The sequence below is a fragment of the Mesorhizobium sp. M1169 genome, from assembly GCF_040318345.1.
GTDB lineage: Bacteria > Pseudomonadota > Alphaproteobacteria > Rhizobiales > Rhizobiaceae > Mesorhizobium.
The window spans coordinates 14,326-28,507 of sequence record NZ_JAMYME010000025.1 but is presented as its reverse complement, the minus strand read 5'-3'; the positions used below and the strand labels follow the sequence as shown (position 1 = coordinate 28,507).

Sequence of the window (14,182 nt, the reverse complement as noted above, 5' to 3'; positions counted from 1 at the left end):
TACATGCTCAGACGCGCCGCGCGACCGAAACGGTGAAGATGCCCCACTGGTCGATGCGCTGGTCGAGTTTCTCGAAACCGGCGGCCGCCACCAACTGGTCCATCTCGGCCTGCGTGCGGCGGCGCATCACCCAGGCCTGGCCGCCGCGGTGCGAGGTCAGGCTGCGCGCGATCATCTCGAGCTGCGGATGCCAAGGCTGGTTGGTGTAGACGAGCAGGCTTCCGGGCTGCATGGCGCTGGCCAGTCCACCGAGCGAGCGGGCGATCATGGCATTGTCGGAAAACAATTCGTAGAGCCCCGAGACGATGGCGAGATCCGGCGCCGGGTCGAGCCCGGCCAGCATCGTGGCGTCGAAGGCGTCACCTTGATGGAACGAAACCGTCGCCGGCAGCTGGCGCTCGGCGATCAGCTTGCGGCCGAGCGAGACGTTGAGCTCGGAGAAATCCTGCAGCCGCACGCTTGCCGGCGGCGCGGCGCATTTCTGCACGGCATCGAGCACATAGCGGCCATGGCCGGCGGCGATATCGACGATATGGACTGGCCGGCCGGCGGCCTTCAGCGTCTCAACGGCGCTGCCGATCAGCTCTTCCAGATGCAGCTTGCGCTGGCGGATGCCGCGCCAGCCGATGGCATCGAGAAAGGTGCGGTCGATCATGCGGCCAATGGGGCTGATGCCGCGCGCCTCGTTCTCGTAGACGTAGTCGAGCGTCGAGCCGGAATCGAAGCCGGTGGCAATCCCCGTCTTCATGCCGGATGACAACCAGGCGCCCATGCGGATCGAGGCGCGGCTCATTGTCCAATAGAGCCCCCTGGGAGACAGCAGCGGCAGCGGCGAGGCCAGCCGGTCGGCCTCGTCGCGCGTGTAGCCGGCACGGTCGGCCTCGGTCAGGTCGACCGGCTCTTCCGGCGCCGCGAACTGCCTTTCGAGGAAGGGCCTGATCAGGTCGAGTGCCTTGTGGCGGTCGCGCTCGCCCAAGGTGTCGTGGAAGAAGCCGGGCAGCACGTGCCGCTCCTTGGCCGGGCTCGCCAGATTGACGAAGAATTCGTGCTGCGGTCCATGCCGCACCACCCAGTCGCTGCCGGAGATCAGAAGCTGTGTCGGCACGGTGATGGCGCGGGCGTCGGCGACGATGCGCGCGGCATGATCGTAGAGCTCGACCAGGATGTTGGAGGCGATCGGCCGGGTGATCAGCGGGTCGGCGTCGAAGGAGGCGATGCGCTCGGGGTCATGCGTCAGGAATTTCGCCTTGACGTAGGAATTGACGAAGAAGCGGCCCTTCAGCTTCTGCCACAACGCAATGCCTTGCTTGGCGAAGGGCACGTAGAGCTTGACCGAGAAGGCCGGCGAGGCCAGCACCAGGGCGCGAATGTCAGGCGCATAGTCATGCACCCAGGCGGCGGCAAGCACGGCGCCGAAGGATTGCGCGATCAGCGCGATGTCGCGCCGGGTAAAGCCGTCGCTGCCGATCTCGCGCACAAAACAATCGATGTCGCGCACCAGCGCGGCAAACGACGGCGCATAGCCGCGTTCGCCGGCGGAGCGGCCATTGCCGCGCGCGTCCCACGCATAGAAGGCGTGGTCGGGCATCTGGAGCTCGTCGACCAGATGCGCCATCCGGCCGCCATGCTCGTGGCCGCGATGGAACAGCAGGATGGCGCCCTTGCGGTTTTCCGACAGCGCCGGCCAATAGCGGTAGAAGATCTCGGTGCCGTCATGGCTCTTGAAGCTGCGCTCCTGCGCCACCCGCTCGATATTGGCTGAAGCCACTGCGGCAACCGTCTGTTGGTGAAGCATGTTGTTCTCCCTGGCGAGACCGAATTCAGCTGCCGCTCCCGTTAAGGCCGCTGCGTATCCGGTTGATGGCGGTCGCCAGCGAGAGTGTAGCCATGGCCGGAAACACGAGCGGCGTGAGCGCCGGGACCCACAGGCCGGACGCGACAAGCACGGCGAGGATGCCAAGCGCCAGCGCCCGGTCGCTTTTGCCGAACGGGCCGGCATAGTTGCGCCCCGCTCCGGCCGCGATGCCGAGCACGCCGGCGAATTCCGCGATCATAGCCGCGATAGCGAATGCGACGACGCCCCAGACAGGAAAAATGACGGCAAAGGCCAGGATCAAAGCGAGATCGGAGACAACATCGCAGAGCTCGTTGAGATACATGCCGAGCTTCGAGGCCTGGCCATGTTCCCTTGCGAGCATGCCGTCGATGGCGTTCAGCGCCATTCGCGTAAACAGCACGAGCGGCATCAGCAGAAAGACCGCGCGGTGGCCGGCAAGGGCTGCCACCGCAAGGCCGCCGGTGGCGAGCGAGAGGGCAGCGGCCAGCAGCGTGATCTGGTTGGCGGTGACGCCGGCCCTGGCCAGGCCGTCGGCAAGCGGCCGCAGCCTGGCCTGGAAGGCCGGTTTCAGCGCATAAAGCGTCGGCATGTGCGAACCCCCCGGCCGCGGTGCAAAGTGATGTTGGCGAGGATGGTCAATTGGCGCGCAAGACGCAAGGGCGGCGCCCACCACTTTCCGCAAACTTGCCGGACGGCTATGTCCTCGCTTTGACCGTGTCGCCCGGGAACCGTGCGGGCAAGCTTTCTTCGGCCGCCGCCCAGGCGCGACTATGGTAACGCCGCAGGATGAGAATGCATGTCGCGAAGACCGCCAGCCCGCAAATCACGCCGGGCGACATGCCCCCGCCGAAAGCGGACTTAACAACGATGCCGGTGAAGACGCCGGCAATGGCGCCATTGATCGTGCCCACCATCCCCGCGGTGGTCATGAAATATTGCAGCGGCGAGGGTCTGAGGCCCTTGTCGACCAGCACCGCCGAGGGGTCGTCATGCGTGGAATTGACAAGGTATTTTTGCAGAACGGGCGCCAGCTCGACGAAATAGTGGCGGATCCGGGCCATGCCGCGGGCATGCACCATGTCCTCGATGGCAACCTGTACAGCGCGAACGAAGGTGACCAGGCCGATGAAGAAAAGGCAAGGCAGCAAGATCAGGCTGAACAACACGAACGGCCTGCCCATCTCCGTGACCTGCGCGACGAAGGACAAGGCAATCGTTGCGCTCGAGACCGAGGTCAGGAACAGATCGGCTCGCTGATTCGCTTCCTGAATGGTCGCGGCGCGAGCGTTTTGCAGCACGAAATGCTCGGTCGTCAGGCACTGCAGGGCCTGCTGCGCCTGGTCAGGCGGAACCGGAGCGTCGGGAGAACGGGTCATCGACATTTGCCCGCTTCTGCCCGCCGGAACCGGCAGGCAGAAGGGGCGTCGTCCTACGAGCCGTCAGGACTTGCCGTCGCCGCCGGTGATGGCGATACGCTTGGCCTTTGCCTGGGCGCGCTCCGTCTTGGGCAGCGTCACGCTGAGCACACCGTTCCGGAACGCGGCGTTCACCTTGTCTTCGTCGACTTCGTAGCCGAGCGGGATACGCCGCTCGAAACGGCCATAGAAGCGTTCGGAGAACTGCCTGTCCTTGTCCTCGGTCTCTTCGCGCTTCTCGCCGCGCAGCGTCAGCACGCCGTCATCGAGCAGCAGCTCGACGTCCTTCGCGTCCATGCCGGGGATCTCGGCGGTGACGCGGATCTCCTTTTCGCCATCGGCGATGTCGATACTGGGCCAGCTGACGCGGGCAGCGGAGAAGCCACCGAGCGACGGCAGCCTCGTGTCGAAGCCGCGGAACGCCTCGTCGAACAGGCGGTTCATTTCGCGATGCAGCGTCAGGAAGGGATCGCGATCGGCGTCACGGAACAGGCTGGGGGTCTGATTGTTCTCCCGGCCCCAGGGAATGAGATCACGAATAGCCATTGCATAGTCTCCTTTCTCGACTGGTGCATTCAGGCAGCCTGCTTGTTTGCTTCGCCCTGCGCGACCTTCGGCCCGGTCTTCGGCGAGGCGACATCGGTCGCGATGGCGATGCGCCGAGGCTTCATCTCCTCGGGCACCTCACGTACCAGATCGATGCTGAGCAGGCCGTTGTCGAGCGAGGCGCCTGCGACCTTGACGTGATCGGCAAGCTCGAAACGGCGGGTAAAGGGCCGTGTGGCGAGGCCATGATGCAGATACTCCGTGTTGTCCGGCTCCTTGTGCTGGCCGGAGACAATCAGGAGGTTGGGTTCATGAGTGATTTCGAGGTCGTCCTCGGAAAACCCGGCTACGGCGATGGTGACGCGGTAGTTGTTCTCGCCGCTGCGCGCGATGTCATAGGGCGGCCAGGCGTCGAAGGCCTGCGGAGCATTTTCCAGCAGGTTGAAGACGCGGTCGAAGCCGATGCTCGACCGATAGAGCGGGGAAAAGTCGAATGCGGTTCTCATAGCTACATCCTCCATCGAGCAACATAGATACGAGGGGCGCCAAAGAGCTGGCGCTCCCTGGTTCCGCCGGCCCCATTTCGGCGACCGGTGCCTTCGATCTGGTTATTGTCCGCCGCAAGTCAAGACCCCGGTGGCTCGCGCGTTGCCGGTTTTTCGGGCCGGTCTTCGGTCGGTTCGGCGAGGCTGCCAATCTCGCCACAAGTGGGGAGATGTCCGGCACGAGATTGCCTGTCTGGTTTCAATTGCCAACGCTGACTTCCCCGGCCGGTTATTGTCTGCAGCAGGTCAAGACCCAGATTTCTTGTGTTGCCGGGCCCGTTCCCGGCACTCGCAGATGGAGCTGACCATGACACGCGACGAGATCATTTCTGTGCTGGGCCCGGTCGACGAAGCCGTGATCGCCGACATTGCGGCGACGGACGGGACGGTCCAGGAATTGCGCGAGGCCCTGGCCTGGATCGCCGCCGACGAGGCGCTGGTGAACGAGGGCCGACCGCTGCCGACGGCAAGGGTAGCGACGCTGATCGAACTGCTGCAAGGGCCGGACGAGGAGGAATAACCGGCTGTTGCGCGATGCTCTTGAACCGCGCAAGGGGACGAACCATGTCCTTCAGCGGCGCCGGCCGGCCGCCGGTGCCGCCAGCACAACGTTGCTTGCTCAAACAAGAAGACGATCAGAAAACAAGGAGGAAGTGATGGACGACGTCCGCTTCGCCGAGCCGATCACGTTGAAATTCCAATCCAGCGAGCGCAAGGTCGCCAGCAGTTGGGAAGCCATCGAATGCATGCGCCAGCAGTGGCCGGACCGTGCACGCGGCCGGAGCTGGCGCGCGGCCTATCGGACCTGCCGCGATGCGCTCGACGGCTGGCGCACCGCGCGTGATGCGCGCAAGGCCTTCGTCAGGGCGGCGCGCAAGGCTGGATTGCTCGCATCGGCCCGCAAGCCTGTCGACCACGCCGGCTAGTCCGGACGCCCTCCGATATTGTGAGATCCAAAACAAGTGGGGGAGAGTCAGCTACCTCTTTCCCCCGCTTCGGAGGCACTTTGTTTGCTGTCTGGCGGCAGATCGGCTTGCTCCTCAGTGGACGGTGATAATGCCATTTACGGCCCGCCATTCGGACGGTTGGATCAGACGGTGATGAGCCACGCGCACCGAATGCAGCGGGCCTTCGATCTCGCGCTCCCAGAAATCGAGGAAATGCTTCAGCGTCGGGAAATCAGGGGCGATATCGTATTCCTGCCAGATATAGAGCTGAAGCAGGCTTCGATGATCGGGCAGACGGTAGTGGATCTCCGCCGTGGTGAGGCCAAACCCTTGCATCTGGAGCTGAAAGTCCCTGCTGGTCATGCAATCCTTCCTTTCCCAATGAACCTCGGTCTGCAAAACGCCTCGCCTTCCACATAGGTTCCAGCCGCCGGCAAGCGGCTCAGGAGACGGACAGATTTGGAAATCCGGCCGGGTCATCGCGCCGGAAACGGCGAATGTGCGAACAATTACAGCGTATTGGCACTCTCAGGCGTCGAGTGCTAAAATTTTTGCATGATCCTCTTGAAAGCTGAAAAAAGCGCGACTAGTTCGTATGCGCGCGATGCCTGAAGAAGAGATCGCGCACCCCGTGCCGGGCCGATATTGCCGGTCCGGTCAGGAGGATGTTCGAAAATCTGTTTGTCCCGAGAGGAGAACGACATGGCGTTCCGTCCATTGCATGACCGCATCCTGGTCCGCCGCATCGAGGTCGACGAAAAGACCGCGGGCGGCATCATCATCCCCGACACCGCCAAGGAGAAGCCGCAGGAGGGCGAGGTCATTGCCGCCGGTCCGGGCGCGCGCGACGACAGCGGCCAATTGCAGCCGCTCGACGTCAAGGTCGGCGACCGCATTTTGTTCGGCAAATGGTCCGGCACCGAGATCAAGCTCAATGGCGAGGATCTGCTCATCATGAAAGAGAGCGACGTGCTGGGCGTGATCGAAGCCACGGGCGAGATGAAGAAGGCTGCCTGAGCGGGGCCTGAACAAGCATTCCAGTCAACGAAAAGCTGCCTATCGAGGAGTGTTCCAATGGCTGCCAAAGATGTGAAATTTCATACCGAAGCCCGCGAGAAGATGTTACGCGGTGTCGATATGCTTGCCAATGCGGTGAAGGTGACGCTTGGTCCCAAGGGCCGCAACGTTGTCTTCGACAAATCGTTCGGCGCGCCGCGCATCACCAAGGACGGCGTGACGGTGGCAAAAGAGATCGAGCTCGAGGACAAGTTCGAGAACATGGGCGCTCAGATGGTCCGCGAAGTTGCTTCGAAGACCAGCGACACCGCAGGCGATGGCACCACGACCGCGACGATTCTTGCTCAGGCCATTGTCAGGGAAGGGGCCAAGGCGGTCGCTGCCGGCATGAACCCGATGGATTTGAAGCGCGGCATCGACAAGGCGGTCGACGCCGTGGTCGCCGACCTGAAATCCAATGCCCGCAAGGTGACCAGGAACGACGAAATCGCTCAGGTCGGCGCCATCTCTGCCAATGGCGATGCCGAGATCGGCCGCTTCCTCGCAGAGGCGATGGAAAAGGTTGGCAATGAGGGTGTCATCACTGTCGAGGAAGCGAAGACCGCTGAGACCGAGTTGGAAGTGGTCGAAGGCATGCAGTTCGACCGTGGCTACCTCTCGCCCTATTTCATCACCAATCAGGATAAGATGCGCGTCGAACTCGAAGAACCCTATGTGCTGATCCACGAGAAGAAGCTGTCCAACCTGCAGGCCATGCTTCCTGTGCTCGAAGCCGCCGTGCAATCCGGCAAGCCGCTGTTGATCATCGCCGAGGACGTCGAGGGCGAGGCGCTGGCGACGCTGGTCGTCAACAAGCTGCGCGGCGGCCTGAAGGTCGCGGCCGTCAAGGCACCGGGCTTCGGCGATCGCCGCAAGGCCATGCTGGAGGATATCGCCATCCTGACCGGCGGCACGGCGATCTCGGAGGACCTCGGCATCAAGCTCGAGAACGTCACACTGGAGATGCTCGGCCGCGCCAAGAAGGTGCTGATCGAGAAGGAGAACACCACCATCGTCGACGGCGCCGGCCGCAAGGATGAAATCCATGCGCGCATCAGCCAGATCAAGGCGCAGATCGAGGAAACCACCTCCGACTACGACCGCGAAAAGCTGCAGGAGCGGTTGGCTAAGCTCGCCGGCGGCGTCGCCGTCATCCGTGTCGGCGGCTCGACCGAGATCGAGGTCAAGGAGCGCAAGGATCGCGTCGACGACGCCATGCACGCCACACGCGCGGCGGTTGAGGAGGGCATCCTGCCCGGCGGCGGCGTGGCGCTGTTGAGAGCGGCGAAGGCGCTCGATAATGTCGTCGTCGACAATCCCGATCAGAAGACCGGTGTCGACATCGTGCGTCGCGCCATCGAAGCGCCGGTGCGCCAGATCGCCGAGAATGCCGGCGCCGAAGGTTCGATCATCGTCGGCAAGCTGCGCGAGACGACCGACTTCGGCTATGGCTGGAACGCGCAGACCAACGAGTTCGGCGACCTCTACAGTCAAGGCGTCATCGATCCGGCCAAGGTCGTGCGCACTGCTCTCCAGGGTGCCGCCTCTGTTGCCGGCCTGCTGGTGACGACCGAGGCGATGGTGGCCGAGAAGCCGAAGAAGGAAGCTGCCGCGCCGGCCATGCCCGGCGGTGGCGGCATGGACTTCTAAGGCCAGGCTTCCAAAGCGCGACTTCGAAACGGCAGATGGACCGTGTCCGCCAAAAGCGGGCACGGTCTTGCCGGTCCGGGACTAATGCTGAGCAGGTGTTGCCATGGATATGATGGACAGTTTTGGAAAGATCGCGGCGCCGACCCGCCCGAAAAACGATTTCAACTATGAAGCCGACTGCAGGGCGGCGCTGGCGCCTTTGGTCGACGGCTTGCTGGATATGGCCGAGTCGGCCGGCTGGGACCGCCGCAAGGCGGCCTACACGCTGATGTTTCTGTCGGCTCAACGCGTGGGGGCCGGCACGGAGGAGCGCAAATGATCGCGGCGCGGATGCGCGAATGCCTGCGCCTGCTGCGTTGGTCGGAAACCGATTTCGCCGAAGAGGCGGGATACCCGCTCGCCAAGGCAAAGGCGTGGCTCTACGGGCGCGAACATCCGCCGCTGGGCGTGGCGGCCTGGCTCGAGGCGCTGGTCAAGGTGCATCGGCTGCTGCCGCGGCCGGGCATGCAAGCCGTATTGCATTCACCGATCGACGCCGTCCTGCAGGCGGATCGAAGCGCCCGCGCGGTTGAGTTCCGCAAGCAGCCGATTGAGCCAGGAAAGGAGAGTTTCATGGATCGTGCTTCGTTCGAGAAGCCGGTTACCATCCTCGCCGGCCTCGGTACGCCGACGAAGATAGAAAGCGCGGCTGAGGCCTATGCACTTTTGGCTGAGTGGCCGGCAACGAGCCGGACGGCCGCGCATGACATCGCCGCAAAAGCGTGCCGTGCAGCACTGGAAGGAGAGATCGACGCCGAGACGGCGCGCGCCACCTTCGTTGCCTTCGCCCGCCGCAACGACCTGCTTGCGCCGCAGACGAACGGGATGGTTGCCGGCGAGAGCGTTGCTGGCGCGACGGTTGCCGATTGGGCAACGCGCGCACAGCGCGTCAACGCCCCAGCCTGAGCGGTTGGAGAAGTCGCCAATCTCCCCCCTTGAGGGTCCCTTGAGGGGGAGATGTCGCCGAAGGCGACAGAGGGGGTCGGTACGTCCTGGCGCGACGCCATGTTGGACGAAAGAGAAAGTTGGCGCCTCACGCGCGGCTATCCCCTCTGGCCTGCCGGCCATCTCCCCCTCGAGGGGGGAGATTACGCGCTCAGCCGCTTTCGCCTACTAAGCCATCGGTAGCAGCCGGCGCATGATCAGCGAGGCATGGCCGCCCACCCCGTGTGCAGCCGGCCGGCGCTCGACGACCTCGAAGCCGTGCTTGCGATAGAAGGCGATTGCGCGGTCGTTGCCCTCGATCACTTCCAGGGCGATGCTGGGAATACCCGCATGCGCGGCAAGAACGGCATGCAGCAGGTCGGCGGCAAGGCCGGTGCCGTACTCTGTTTTGTCTATATGGAGCCGCTCGAGCATGACCTCGCCCTTGTCGTCCATCGCTGCCATCGCATAACCGGCGAGCGAGCCGTCAGCCCGCTCGGCGACGAAGGACATCTTGCTGTCGTCCCTGAGCTCGGCCGCCAACCGCTCCGGCGCGTGCCTCTCATCCGACAGCCGTGCCGTCGTCTCGGCACCCAGGATCGGCGAATAGGTGTGTCGCCAGGACCCTCCAAGCAGCCGCGACACCGCCGGAACGTCCTGTTCGGTCATGGTTCTTATTTGGGTCATTGGCACCTCGCCTCAGAAACCTGCCCCTTTTGAGCGGAGATGTCCGGCAAGACAGAGAGGTGCTGTCCCGCCGGCCCTGCACGGCTGAGTTCAGCGCACATCCGCGCCGGCCACCATGACTATGTGCTGGCAGACATTGTCGATATCGCGAATGACGTCGTCGTTCCAGAACCGCAGGATAGTCCAGCCCAGCGCTTCAAGCCGTGCGCTTCTGGTAGCGTCCGATATTGAGGCATCGGCCCGGGCATGCTGGGAGCCATCCAGTTCGACAATCAGCTTTTTGTCCGGGCAGGCAAAATCGACAATATGGCCTGCAATTGGCATCTGCCGCCGAAATGCCAGCCCCATGAGTCGATGCGCCCTGACCTCATTCCAGAGCTTCAGCTCGGCATCCGTCATGGCCTTGCGCATCTTGCGCGCATTGCCGCGGTTACGGGGAGGTACGGGATAGTGATTCACTACTTCTATTCCTCAGCGCGAATCTTGCCCATCTTCTCTATGCTGCGCTTGAACACCCCCCTCTGTCCTGCCGGACATCTCCCCCTCAAGGGGGGAGATTGGCAGCTTCGCCGAAAATTCTCCCTTCTTTAGAGATTGGCGAAAGCTGGAGCGACGTCCAATCTCCCCCCTTGAGGGGGAGATGTCCGGCAGGACAGAGGGGGGTGCTGGCCCGCCGACCTGGATAGGCATGGCACCTGTATCACCGCCTTACCCGCGATTTCAGCCAGCGGTCGAAGGCCACGGCGAGGATGAGGATCAGGCCGATGACAATGCTTTGCGTGTAGGACGAGACATTGTTGAACTGCAGCCCGTTCTGCAGCACGCCGATCAGCCCTGCACCGACCACCGTGCCGCCGACGCTGCCGATGCCGCCGAACAGCGAGGTGCCGCCGATGACGACAGCCGAGATCACTGTCAGCTCGTAGCCGATGCCGGCGACGGCTTCGGAGGAGTTGAGCCGCGCCGACAAAACGAAGGCGGCAAGGCCGGCGAAGAAGCCGACGATGATGTAGACCGAGATCAGGATGCGGTCGACACGCAGGCCGGAGAGTCGTGCCGCCTCGGCATTGCCGCCGACGGCATAGACCGCGCGGCCGTAACGTGTGTAGCGCAGCACGATATGGCAAAGGATCGCGGCAATCGCGAAGATGATCGCCGGCACCGGAACCGGGCCGATCAGGCCGGTACCGAACCAGCGCATCGAGGCGTCGAAGCCGGAGATCGGGCCGCCATTGGAAATCGTCAAGGTCAGGCCGCGAAACACGGTGAGGCCGCCAAGCGTGACGACGAAGGGCGGCACTTTCAGCCTGGTGATGGCAAAGCCCTGGACGCCGCCGGCCACGGCACCGACGACGACGGCGGCGAGAAGCGCGGCGAACCAGCCATAGCCTTGCGTGCCAGACGTCGACAGCGACAGCGTGTTGGCGGTGCCGCCCTTGGCCACCACCGCCGCGACCATGCCGCAGAAGGCGAGCAGCGAGCCGACCGACAGGTCGATGCCGGCAGTGAGGATGACGAAGGTCATGCCGAGCGCGATCAGGCCGGTGATCGAGATCTGGCGCATGATGTTGAACAGGTTGATCGGGTCGATGAAGCTCGGCTTCAGCACGGTGAAGACGACGATCAGCAACGCCAGGAACATCAGCGGGCCGAAGCTCATCAGCAGGCGCGCAATATTGACGCCGCCGCGCTGGCTCCGTTCGGTCGTGCTGGTCATTGCGTTGCTTCCTGCTTCTGGTCGAGCGCCATCAGTTCCATCAGTTTCTCCTCGGTCGCCTCAATACCGGGCATCTCGCCGGTAATGCGCCCGCGTCGCATGGTGACGATCCTGTCCGACACCGCAAGCACTTCGGGCAGCTCGGACGAGATCATCATGATGGCGATGCCGCGCGCCGCGAGCTCCACCAGGATCTGGTGCACTTCCGCCTTGGCGCCGACATCGACGCCGCGCGTCGGTTCATCGACGATCAGCACCTTGGGATCGCGCGCCAGCCAGCGGGCAAGGATCACCTTCTGCTGGTTGCCGCCGGACAGGCCCTCGATCGCCTGCTCGGGCGAAGCCATGCGGATCGACAGCATCTTCCTGTAGTTCGCCAGCGCCTCGCGTTCGCGCCGCTCGGCCATGAAACCGACACTGGAGTAGCGGTCGAGCGCGGCGATCGAGAAATTGATGAGGATGGCGAGTGCTGCGAAGATTGCCTGGTGCTTGCGGTCTTCCGGAACCAGCCCGATGCCGAGCTCGATGGCGTCGGCGGGTGAGGCGGGCGCGATCGGCTTGCCGTCGAGCATGATGGTGCCGGCGGCAATGCGGTCGGCGCCGAAGATGGCGCGGGCGAGCTCGGTGCGGCCGGAGCCGACGAGCCCGGCGACGCCGAGGATTTCGCCCGCCTTGAGGTCGAGATCGACGCCTTCGAGCACGATGGCGTGCGGCGCCTGCGGATCGCGCACCGTGCGCAGGCCGCGCACCGAGAGCCGGACGTCGCCGGCGACGTCGCGCTGCGTCGGCCTGGCATAGAGCTCGGAAGCGGCGCGGCCGACCATCTTCTCGATGATCTTCGGCAGTTTGATCGGCCCGCCTTCGCGGTCGAGATGGCCGGCCAGCCTGCCGTCGCGCAGCACCGTCATCCGGTCGCAGATCGCCGCGGCCTCCTCCAGCCGGTGGGTGACGAACATGATGGCGACGCCATCCTTGCGCAGCCGGTCCATGATCGACATCAGCCTGTGCACTTCGGTTTCGGTCAGCGCCGAGGTCGGCTCGTCCATGATGATCAAGCGGCTCTTCAGCGACAGCGCGCGGGCGATCTCGACCAGCTGCTGCTCGGCCACCGACAGCGCCGACACCGGCGTCGCCGGGTCGAGGTCGAGGCCGACGCGAGCGATGATCGCGCGTGAGTCTTCCACCATCTTTCGCCAGCTGACCAGCCCGAACCGGCCGAGCGGCGCGCGACCGATGAAGATGTTCTCCGCTACCGTCAGCGTCGGGATCAGGCTCAGTTCCTGGTAGATGGTGACGATGCCGAGGCGTTTCGCATCCTGCGGATTGTGCGGGCTGAATTCGACGCCGTCGAAGACGATGCGGCCGCTGGACGGCGGCATCACGCCGGAGAGTATCTTGAGCAGTGTCGACTTGCCGGCGCCGTTCTCGCCGAGCAGGCCGAGGATCTCGCCGGGGCGGACTTCAAGCGATACGTCGTTCAGCGCGGTGACGCCGGCAAAGCGCTTGGTCACGCCCTCGACGGTGAGCAGGGCGGGAGAGGGTGAAGGCGCTGCGGCTTCGGCTGCGGGCAAAGGTTGCTCCCAATTTGCGATTGATGGCGGGACAGCGCCCCCTCTGTCCTACCGGACATCTCCCCACGAGGGGGAGATTGGATGTCTTTCGCCAATCTTCCTGCGTTGCAGAAAAGGCGCCATCGGCGAAGCTCCCGATCTCCCCCCAAGTGGGGAAGATGCCCGGCAGGGCAGAGGGGGGCGCGACAGAATGCTACTTTTGCCGCTGCGCGCCCTTTGTGCAACCTTACTTCGTCTCGCCCAGCCTCTCCGCCTTGTCGAGATTGTCCTTGCCGATGACGATCGGCGTCAAAAGCACCAGCTTTTCCTTCGGCTCGGTCTTGTCCCTGGCGTAGGCGACCGCGATCTGCACCGCAGTGCGCGATTGTTCGCCGGGGAATTGCTCGACCGTTCCGGCCAGCTTGCCGTCGCGCACGGCGACCAGCGCTTCGGGAAGCGCGTCGAAGCCGTAGATCTTGACGTCGGTAAAGTTGCGCGCCGCGCAGGCTTCAACCGCGCCAAGCGCCATGTCGTCATTGGCGCAGATGATCGCGTCGGGCTTGCCGTTGGCGGCAAGGCCGGCCTCGGTGACGGACAGCGCCTCGGCGCGGGCGAAGTTGGCGGTCTGCTCGAAGATGATCTGGTACTTGTCCTTCATCGGATCGAGGACGTTGTGCACACCCTTGTTGCGGTCGATCGCCGGGCCGGCACCGGGCTGGCCCTGCAGATGGAAGATCTTGGCGCCGTTCGGGAATGCCGCCACCATGGCCTTCGCTTCGGCCTCGCCGCCCTTGACGTTGTCGGCGCCGACATGGGCAAGGATGCCCTCGACGCCTTCGACACGGCGGTCGATGGTGACGACGGGAACGCCGGCCTTGACCGCTTCCTCGATGGCTGGGGCCAGCGCATTGACGTCGAGCGGCGAGATGACGATGGCGTTGACCTTCTGCACGAGCGCCGCTTCGATATCGGCGGTCTGCTTGGGCGCCGAATTCTGGCCGTCGCTTTCGACCAGGTTGACGCCCTGCGCCTGGGCTTCCGCCTTGATCTGGTTCAGCATGTGCACGAAGAACGGAAAGCCGAGGCTCGGCACCGAACCCAGGATGGTCAGCTTGTCCTGGGCAAAAGCCAGTTGCGGAGCGGCCAGCGCCAAAGCGCCCATCGCCGCGGTCGACAGCAGGAATTCACGTCTGTTGATCAATTTAGTCTCCTCCCAGATGAGCGCACGACCCCGAAACCGGAATGGGTTTTCCGGAAGGTTCCTTGCGT

At 64.1% G+C, this 14,182-nt stretch carries 17 protein-coding genes; 6 read left to right on the top strand and 11 right to left on the bottom strand.

What is annotated here, in order from left to right; genetic code table 11:
* Positions 1 to 7: 7 nt before the first annotated feature.
* From NKH41_RS22115 to NKH41_RS22095, 5 genes are all read right to left on the bottom strand, one after another.
* The gene (locus NKH41_RS22115; protein ID WP_352770593.1) at positions 8 to 1,795 is read right to left on the bottom strand and encodes a bifunctional alpha/beta hydrolase/class I SAM-dependent methyltransferase; all 1,788 of its coding nucleotides are present in this window, start codon (positions 1,793 to 1,795) and stop codon (positions 8 to 10) included.
* Positions 1,796 to 1,820: 25 nt separating this feature from the next.
* A complete protein-coding gene (locus tag NKH41_RS22110) occupies positions 1,821 to 2,426 on the bottom strand; it encodes a CDP-alcohol phosphatidyltransferase family protein (RefSeq protein WP_352770595.1) in 606 nt (201 codons plus the stop codon).
* A 106-nt stretch (positions 2,427 to 2,532) separates the two neighbouring features.
* On the bottom strand, positions 2,533 to 3,213 hold the full coding sequence (locus NKH41_RS22105) for a hypothetical protein (RefSeq protein ID WP_352770598.1): 681 nt from the start codon (positions 3,211 to 3,213) through the stop codon (positions 2,533 to 2,535).
* A gap of 63 nt (positions 3,214 to 3,276) precedes the next feature.
* Complete coding sequence (locus NKH41_RS22100; RefSeq protein WP_352685157.1) at positions 3,277 to 3,798, bottom strand: Hsp20/alpha crystallin family protein; 522 nt, start codon at positions 3,796 to 3,798, stop codon at positions 3,277 to 3,279.
* A gap of 29 nt (positions 3,799 to 3,827) precedes the next feature.
* A complete protein-coding gene (locus tag NKH41_RS22095) occupies positions 3,828 to 4,304 on the bottom strand; it encodes an Hsp20 family protein (protein ID WP_352472122.1) in 477 nt (158 codons plus the stop codon).
* A gap of 346 nt (positions 4,305 to 4,650) precedes the next feature.
* Here NKH41_RS22095 and NKH41_RS22090 point away from each other — a divergent pair, with 346 nt between their 5' ends.
* Positions 4,651 to 4,863 carry a hypothetical protein gene (locus tag NKH41_RS22090; protein ID WP_245274651.1) on the top strand — a complete coding sequence of 71 codons (213 nt, stop codon included), beginning with the start codon at positions 4,651 to 4,653 and terminating at the stop codon, positions 4,861 to 4,863.
* Between the two features lie 136 nt (positions 4,864 to 4,999).
* Entirely contained in the window at positions 5,000 to 5,269 is a 270-nt protein-coding gene (locus tag NKH41_RS22085) for a DUF982 domain-containing protein (RefSeq protein WP_352569186.1), read from the top strand.
* 114 nt (positions 5,270 to 5,383) lie between these two features.
* Here NKH41_RS22085 and NKH41_RS22080 read toward each other — a convergent pair whose 3' ends face one another.
* Positions 5,384 to 5,653, bottom strand: coding sequence for an usg protein (locus tag NKH41_RS22080; protein ID WP_352457304.1), 270 nt, complete (start codon positions 5,651 to 5,653; stop codon positions 5,384 to 5,386).
* A 339-nt stretch (positions 5,654 to 5,992) separates the two neighbouring features.
* Here NKH41_RS22080 and NKH41_RS22075 point away from each other — a divergent pair, with 339 nt between their 5' ends.
* The 4 genes from NKH41_RS22075 (at position 5,993) to NKH41_RS34185 (ending at position 8,941) form a co-directional block, all read left to right on the top strand.
* The gene (locus NKH41_RS22075; protein ID WP_352457303.1) at positions 5,993 to 6,307 is read left to right on the top strand and encodes a co-chaperone GroES; all 315 of its coding nucleotides are present in this window, start codon (positions 5,993 to 5,995) and stop codon (positions 6,305 to 6,307) included.
* Positions 6,308 to 6,364: 57 nt separating this feature from the next.
* Positions 6,365 to 7,996, top strand: coding sequence for a chaperonin GroEL (gene groL, locus NKH41_RS22070; RefSeq protein WP_352501213.1), 1,632 nt, complete (start codon positions 6,365 to 6,367; stop codon positions 7,994 to 7,996).
* A 103-nt stretch (positions 7,997 to 8,099) separates the two neighbouring features.
* On the top strand, positions 8,100 to 8,315 hold the full coding sequence (locus NKH41_RS22065) for a hypothetical protein (RefSeq protein ID WP_254819654.1): 216 nt from the start codon (positions 8,100 to 8,102) through the stop codon (positions 8,313 to 8,315).
* Complete coding sequence (locus NKH41_RS34185) at positions 8,312 to 8,941, top strand: DUF982 domain-containing protein (RefSeq protein ID WP_502895691.1); 630 nt, start codon at positions 8,312 to 8,314, stop codon at positions 8,939 to 8,941. The genes NKH41_RS22065 and NKH41_RS34185 overlap by 4 nt, the downstream gene beginning before the upstream one ends.
* A gap of 207 nt (positions 8,942 to 9,148) precedes the next feature.
* Here the strand turns inward: NKH41_RS34185 and NKH41_RS22055 are convergent, their stop codons facing one another.
* From NKH41_RS22055 to NKH41_RS22035, 5 genes are all read right to left on the bottom strand, one after another.
* Positions 9,149 to 9,646 (bottom strand): GNAT family N-acetyltransferase, encoded by a 498-nt coding sequence (locus tag NKH41_RS22055; protein WP_352770600.1) that lies wholly within the window; start codon positions 9,644 to 9,646, stop codon positions 9,149 to 9,151.
* A gap of 90 nt (positions 9,647 to 9,736) precedes the next feature.
* Positions 9,737 to 10,105, bottom strand: a complete 369-nt coding sequence (locus NKH41_RS22050; protein ID WP_352472114.1) for an endonuclease domain-containing protein — start codon at positions 10,103 to 10,105, stop codon at positions 9,737 to 9,739.
* A 241-nt stretch (positions 10,106 to 10,346) separates the two neighbouring features.
* Entirely contained in the window at positions 10,347 to 11,363 is a 1,017-nt protein-coding gene (locus NKH41_RS22045; protein ID WP_352453856.1) for an ABC transporter permease, read from the bottom strand.
* Positions 11,360 to 12,934: a sugar ABC transporter ATP-binding protein gene (locus NKH41_RS22040; protein ID WP_352501211.1), complete on the bottom strand. Its 1,575-nt coding sequence runs from the start codon at positions 12,932 to 12,934 to the stop codon at positions 11,360 to 11,362. Before NKH41_RS22040 ends, NKH41_RS22045 begins: the two co-directional genes overlap by 4 nt.
* Positions 12,935 to 13,160: 226 nt before the next feature.
* Positions 13,161 to 14,111 (bottom strand): substrate-binding domain-containing protein, encoded by a 951-nt coding sequence (locus tag NKH41_RS22035; RefSeq protein WP_352472200.1) that lies wholly within the window; start codon positions 14,109 to 14,111, stop codon positions 13,161 to 13,163.
* Positions 14,112 to 14,182 lie beyond the last annotated feature (71 nt).

Bases quoted from the DNA above. Each gene is read 5' to 3' on its own strand.
- NKH41_RS22055 (WP_352770600.1), bottom strand. From the start codon at position 9,646: ATGACCCAAATAAGAACCATGACCGAACAGGACGTTCCGGCGGTGTCG.
- NKH41_RS22090 (WP_245274651.1), top strand. From the start codon at position 4,651: ATGACACGCGACGAGATCATTTCTGTGCTGGGCCCGGTCGACGAAGCC.
- NKH41_RS22065 (WP_254819654.1), top strand. From the start codon at position 8,100: ATGGATATGATGGACAGTTTTGGAAAGATCGCGGCGCCGACCCGCCCG.
- NKH41_RS22100 (WP_352685157.1), bottom strand. From the start codon at position 3,798: ATGGCTATTCGTGATCTCATTCCCTGGGGCCGGGAGAACAATCAGACC.
- NKH41_RS22110 (WP_352770595.1), bottom strand. From the start codon at position 2,426: ATGCCGACGCTTTATGCGCTGAAACCGGCCTTCCAGGCCAGGCTGCGG.
- NKH41_RS22045 (WP_352453856.1), bottom strand. From the start codon at position 11,363: ATGACCAGCACGACCGAACGGAGCCAGCGCGGCGGCGTCAATATTGCG.
- NKH41_RS22105 (WP_352770598.1), bottom strand. From the start codon at position 3,213: ATGACCCGTTCTCCCGACGCTCCGGTTCCGCCTGACCAGGCGCAGCAG.
- NKH41_RS22075 (WP_352457303.1), top strand. From the start codon at position 5,993: ATGGCGTTCCGTCCATTGCATGACCGCATCCTGGTCCGCCGCATCGAG.
- NKH41_RS22080 (WP_352457304.1), bottom strand. From the start codon at position 5,653: ATGACCAGCAGGGACTTTCAGCTCCAGATGCAAGGGTTTGGCCTCACC.
- NKH41_RS22115 (WP_352770593.1), bottom strand. From the start codon at position 1,795: ATGCTTCACCAACAGACGGTTGCCGCAGTGGCTTCAGCCAATATCGAG.
- NKH41_RS22085 (WP_352569186.1), top strand. From the start codon at position 5,000: ATGGACGACGTCCGCTTCGCCGAGCCGATCACGTTGAAATTCCAATCC.
- groL (WP_352501213.1), top strand. From the start codon at position 6,365: ATGGCTGCCAAAGATGTGAAATTTCATACCGAAGCCCGCGAGAAGATG.
- NKH41_RS34185 (WP_502895691.1), top strand. From the start codon at position 8,312: ATGATCGCGGCGCGGATGCGCGAATGCCTGCGCCTGCTGCGTTGGTCG.
- NKH41_RS22095 (WP_352472122.1), bottom strand. From the start codon at position 4,304: ATGAGAACCGCATTCGACTTTTCCCCGCTCTATCGGTCGAGCATCGGC.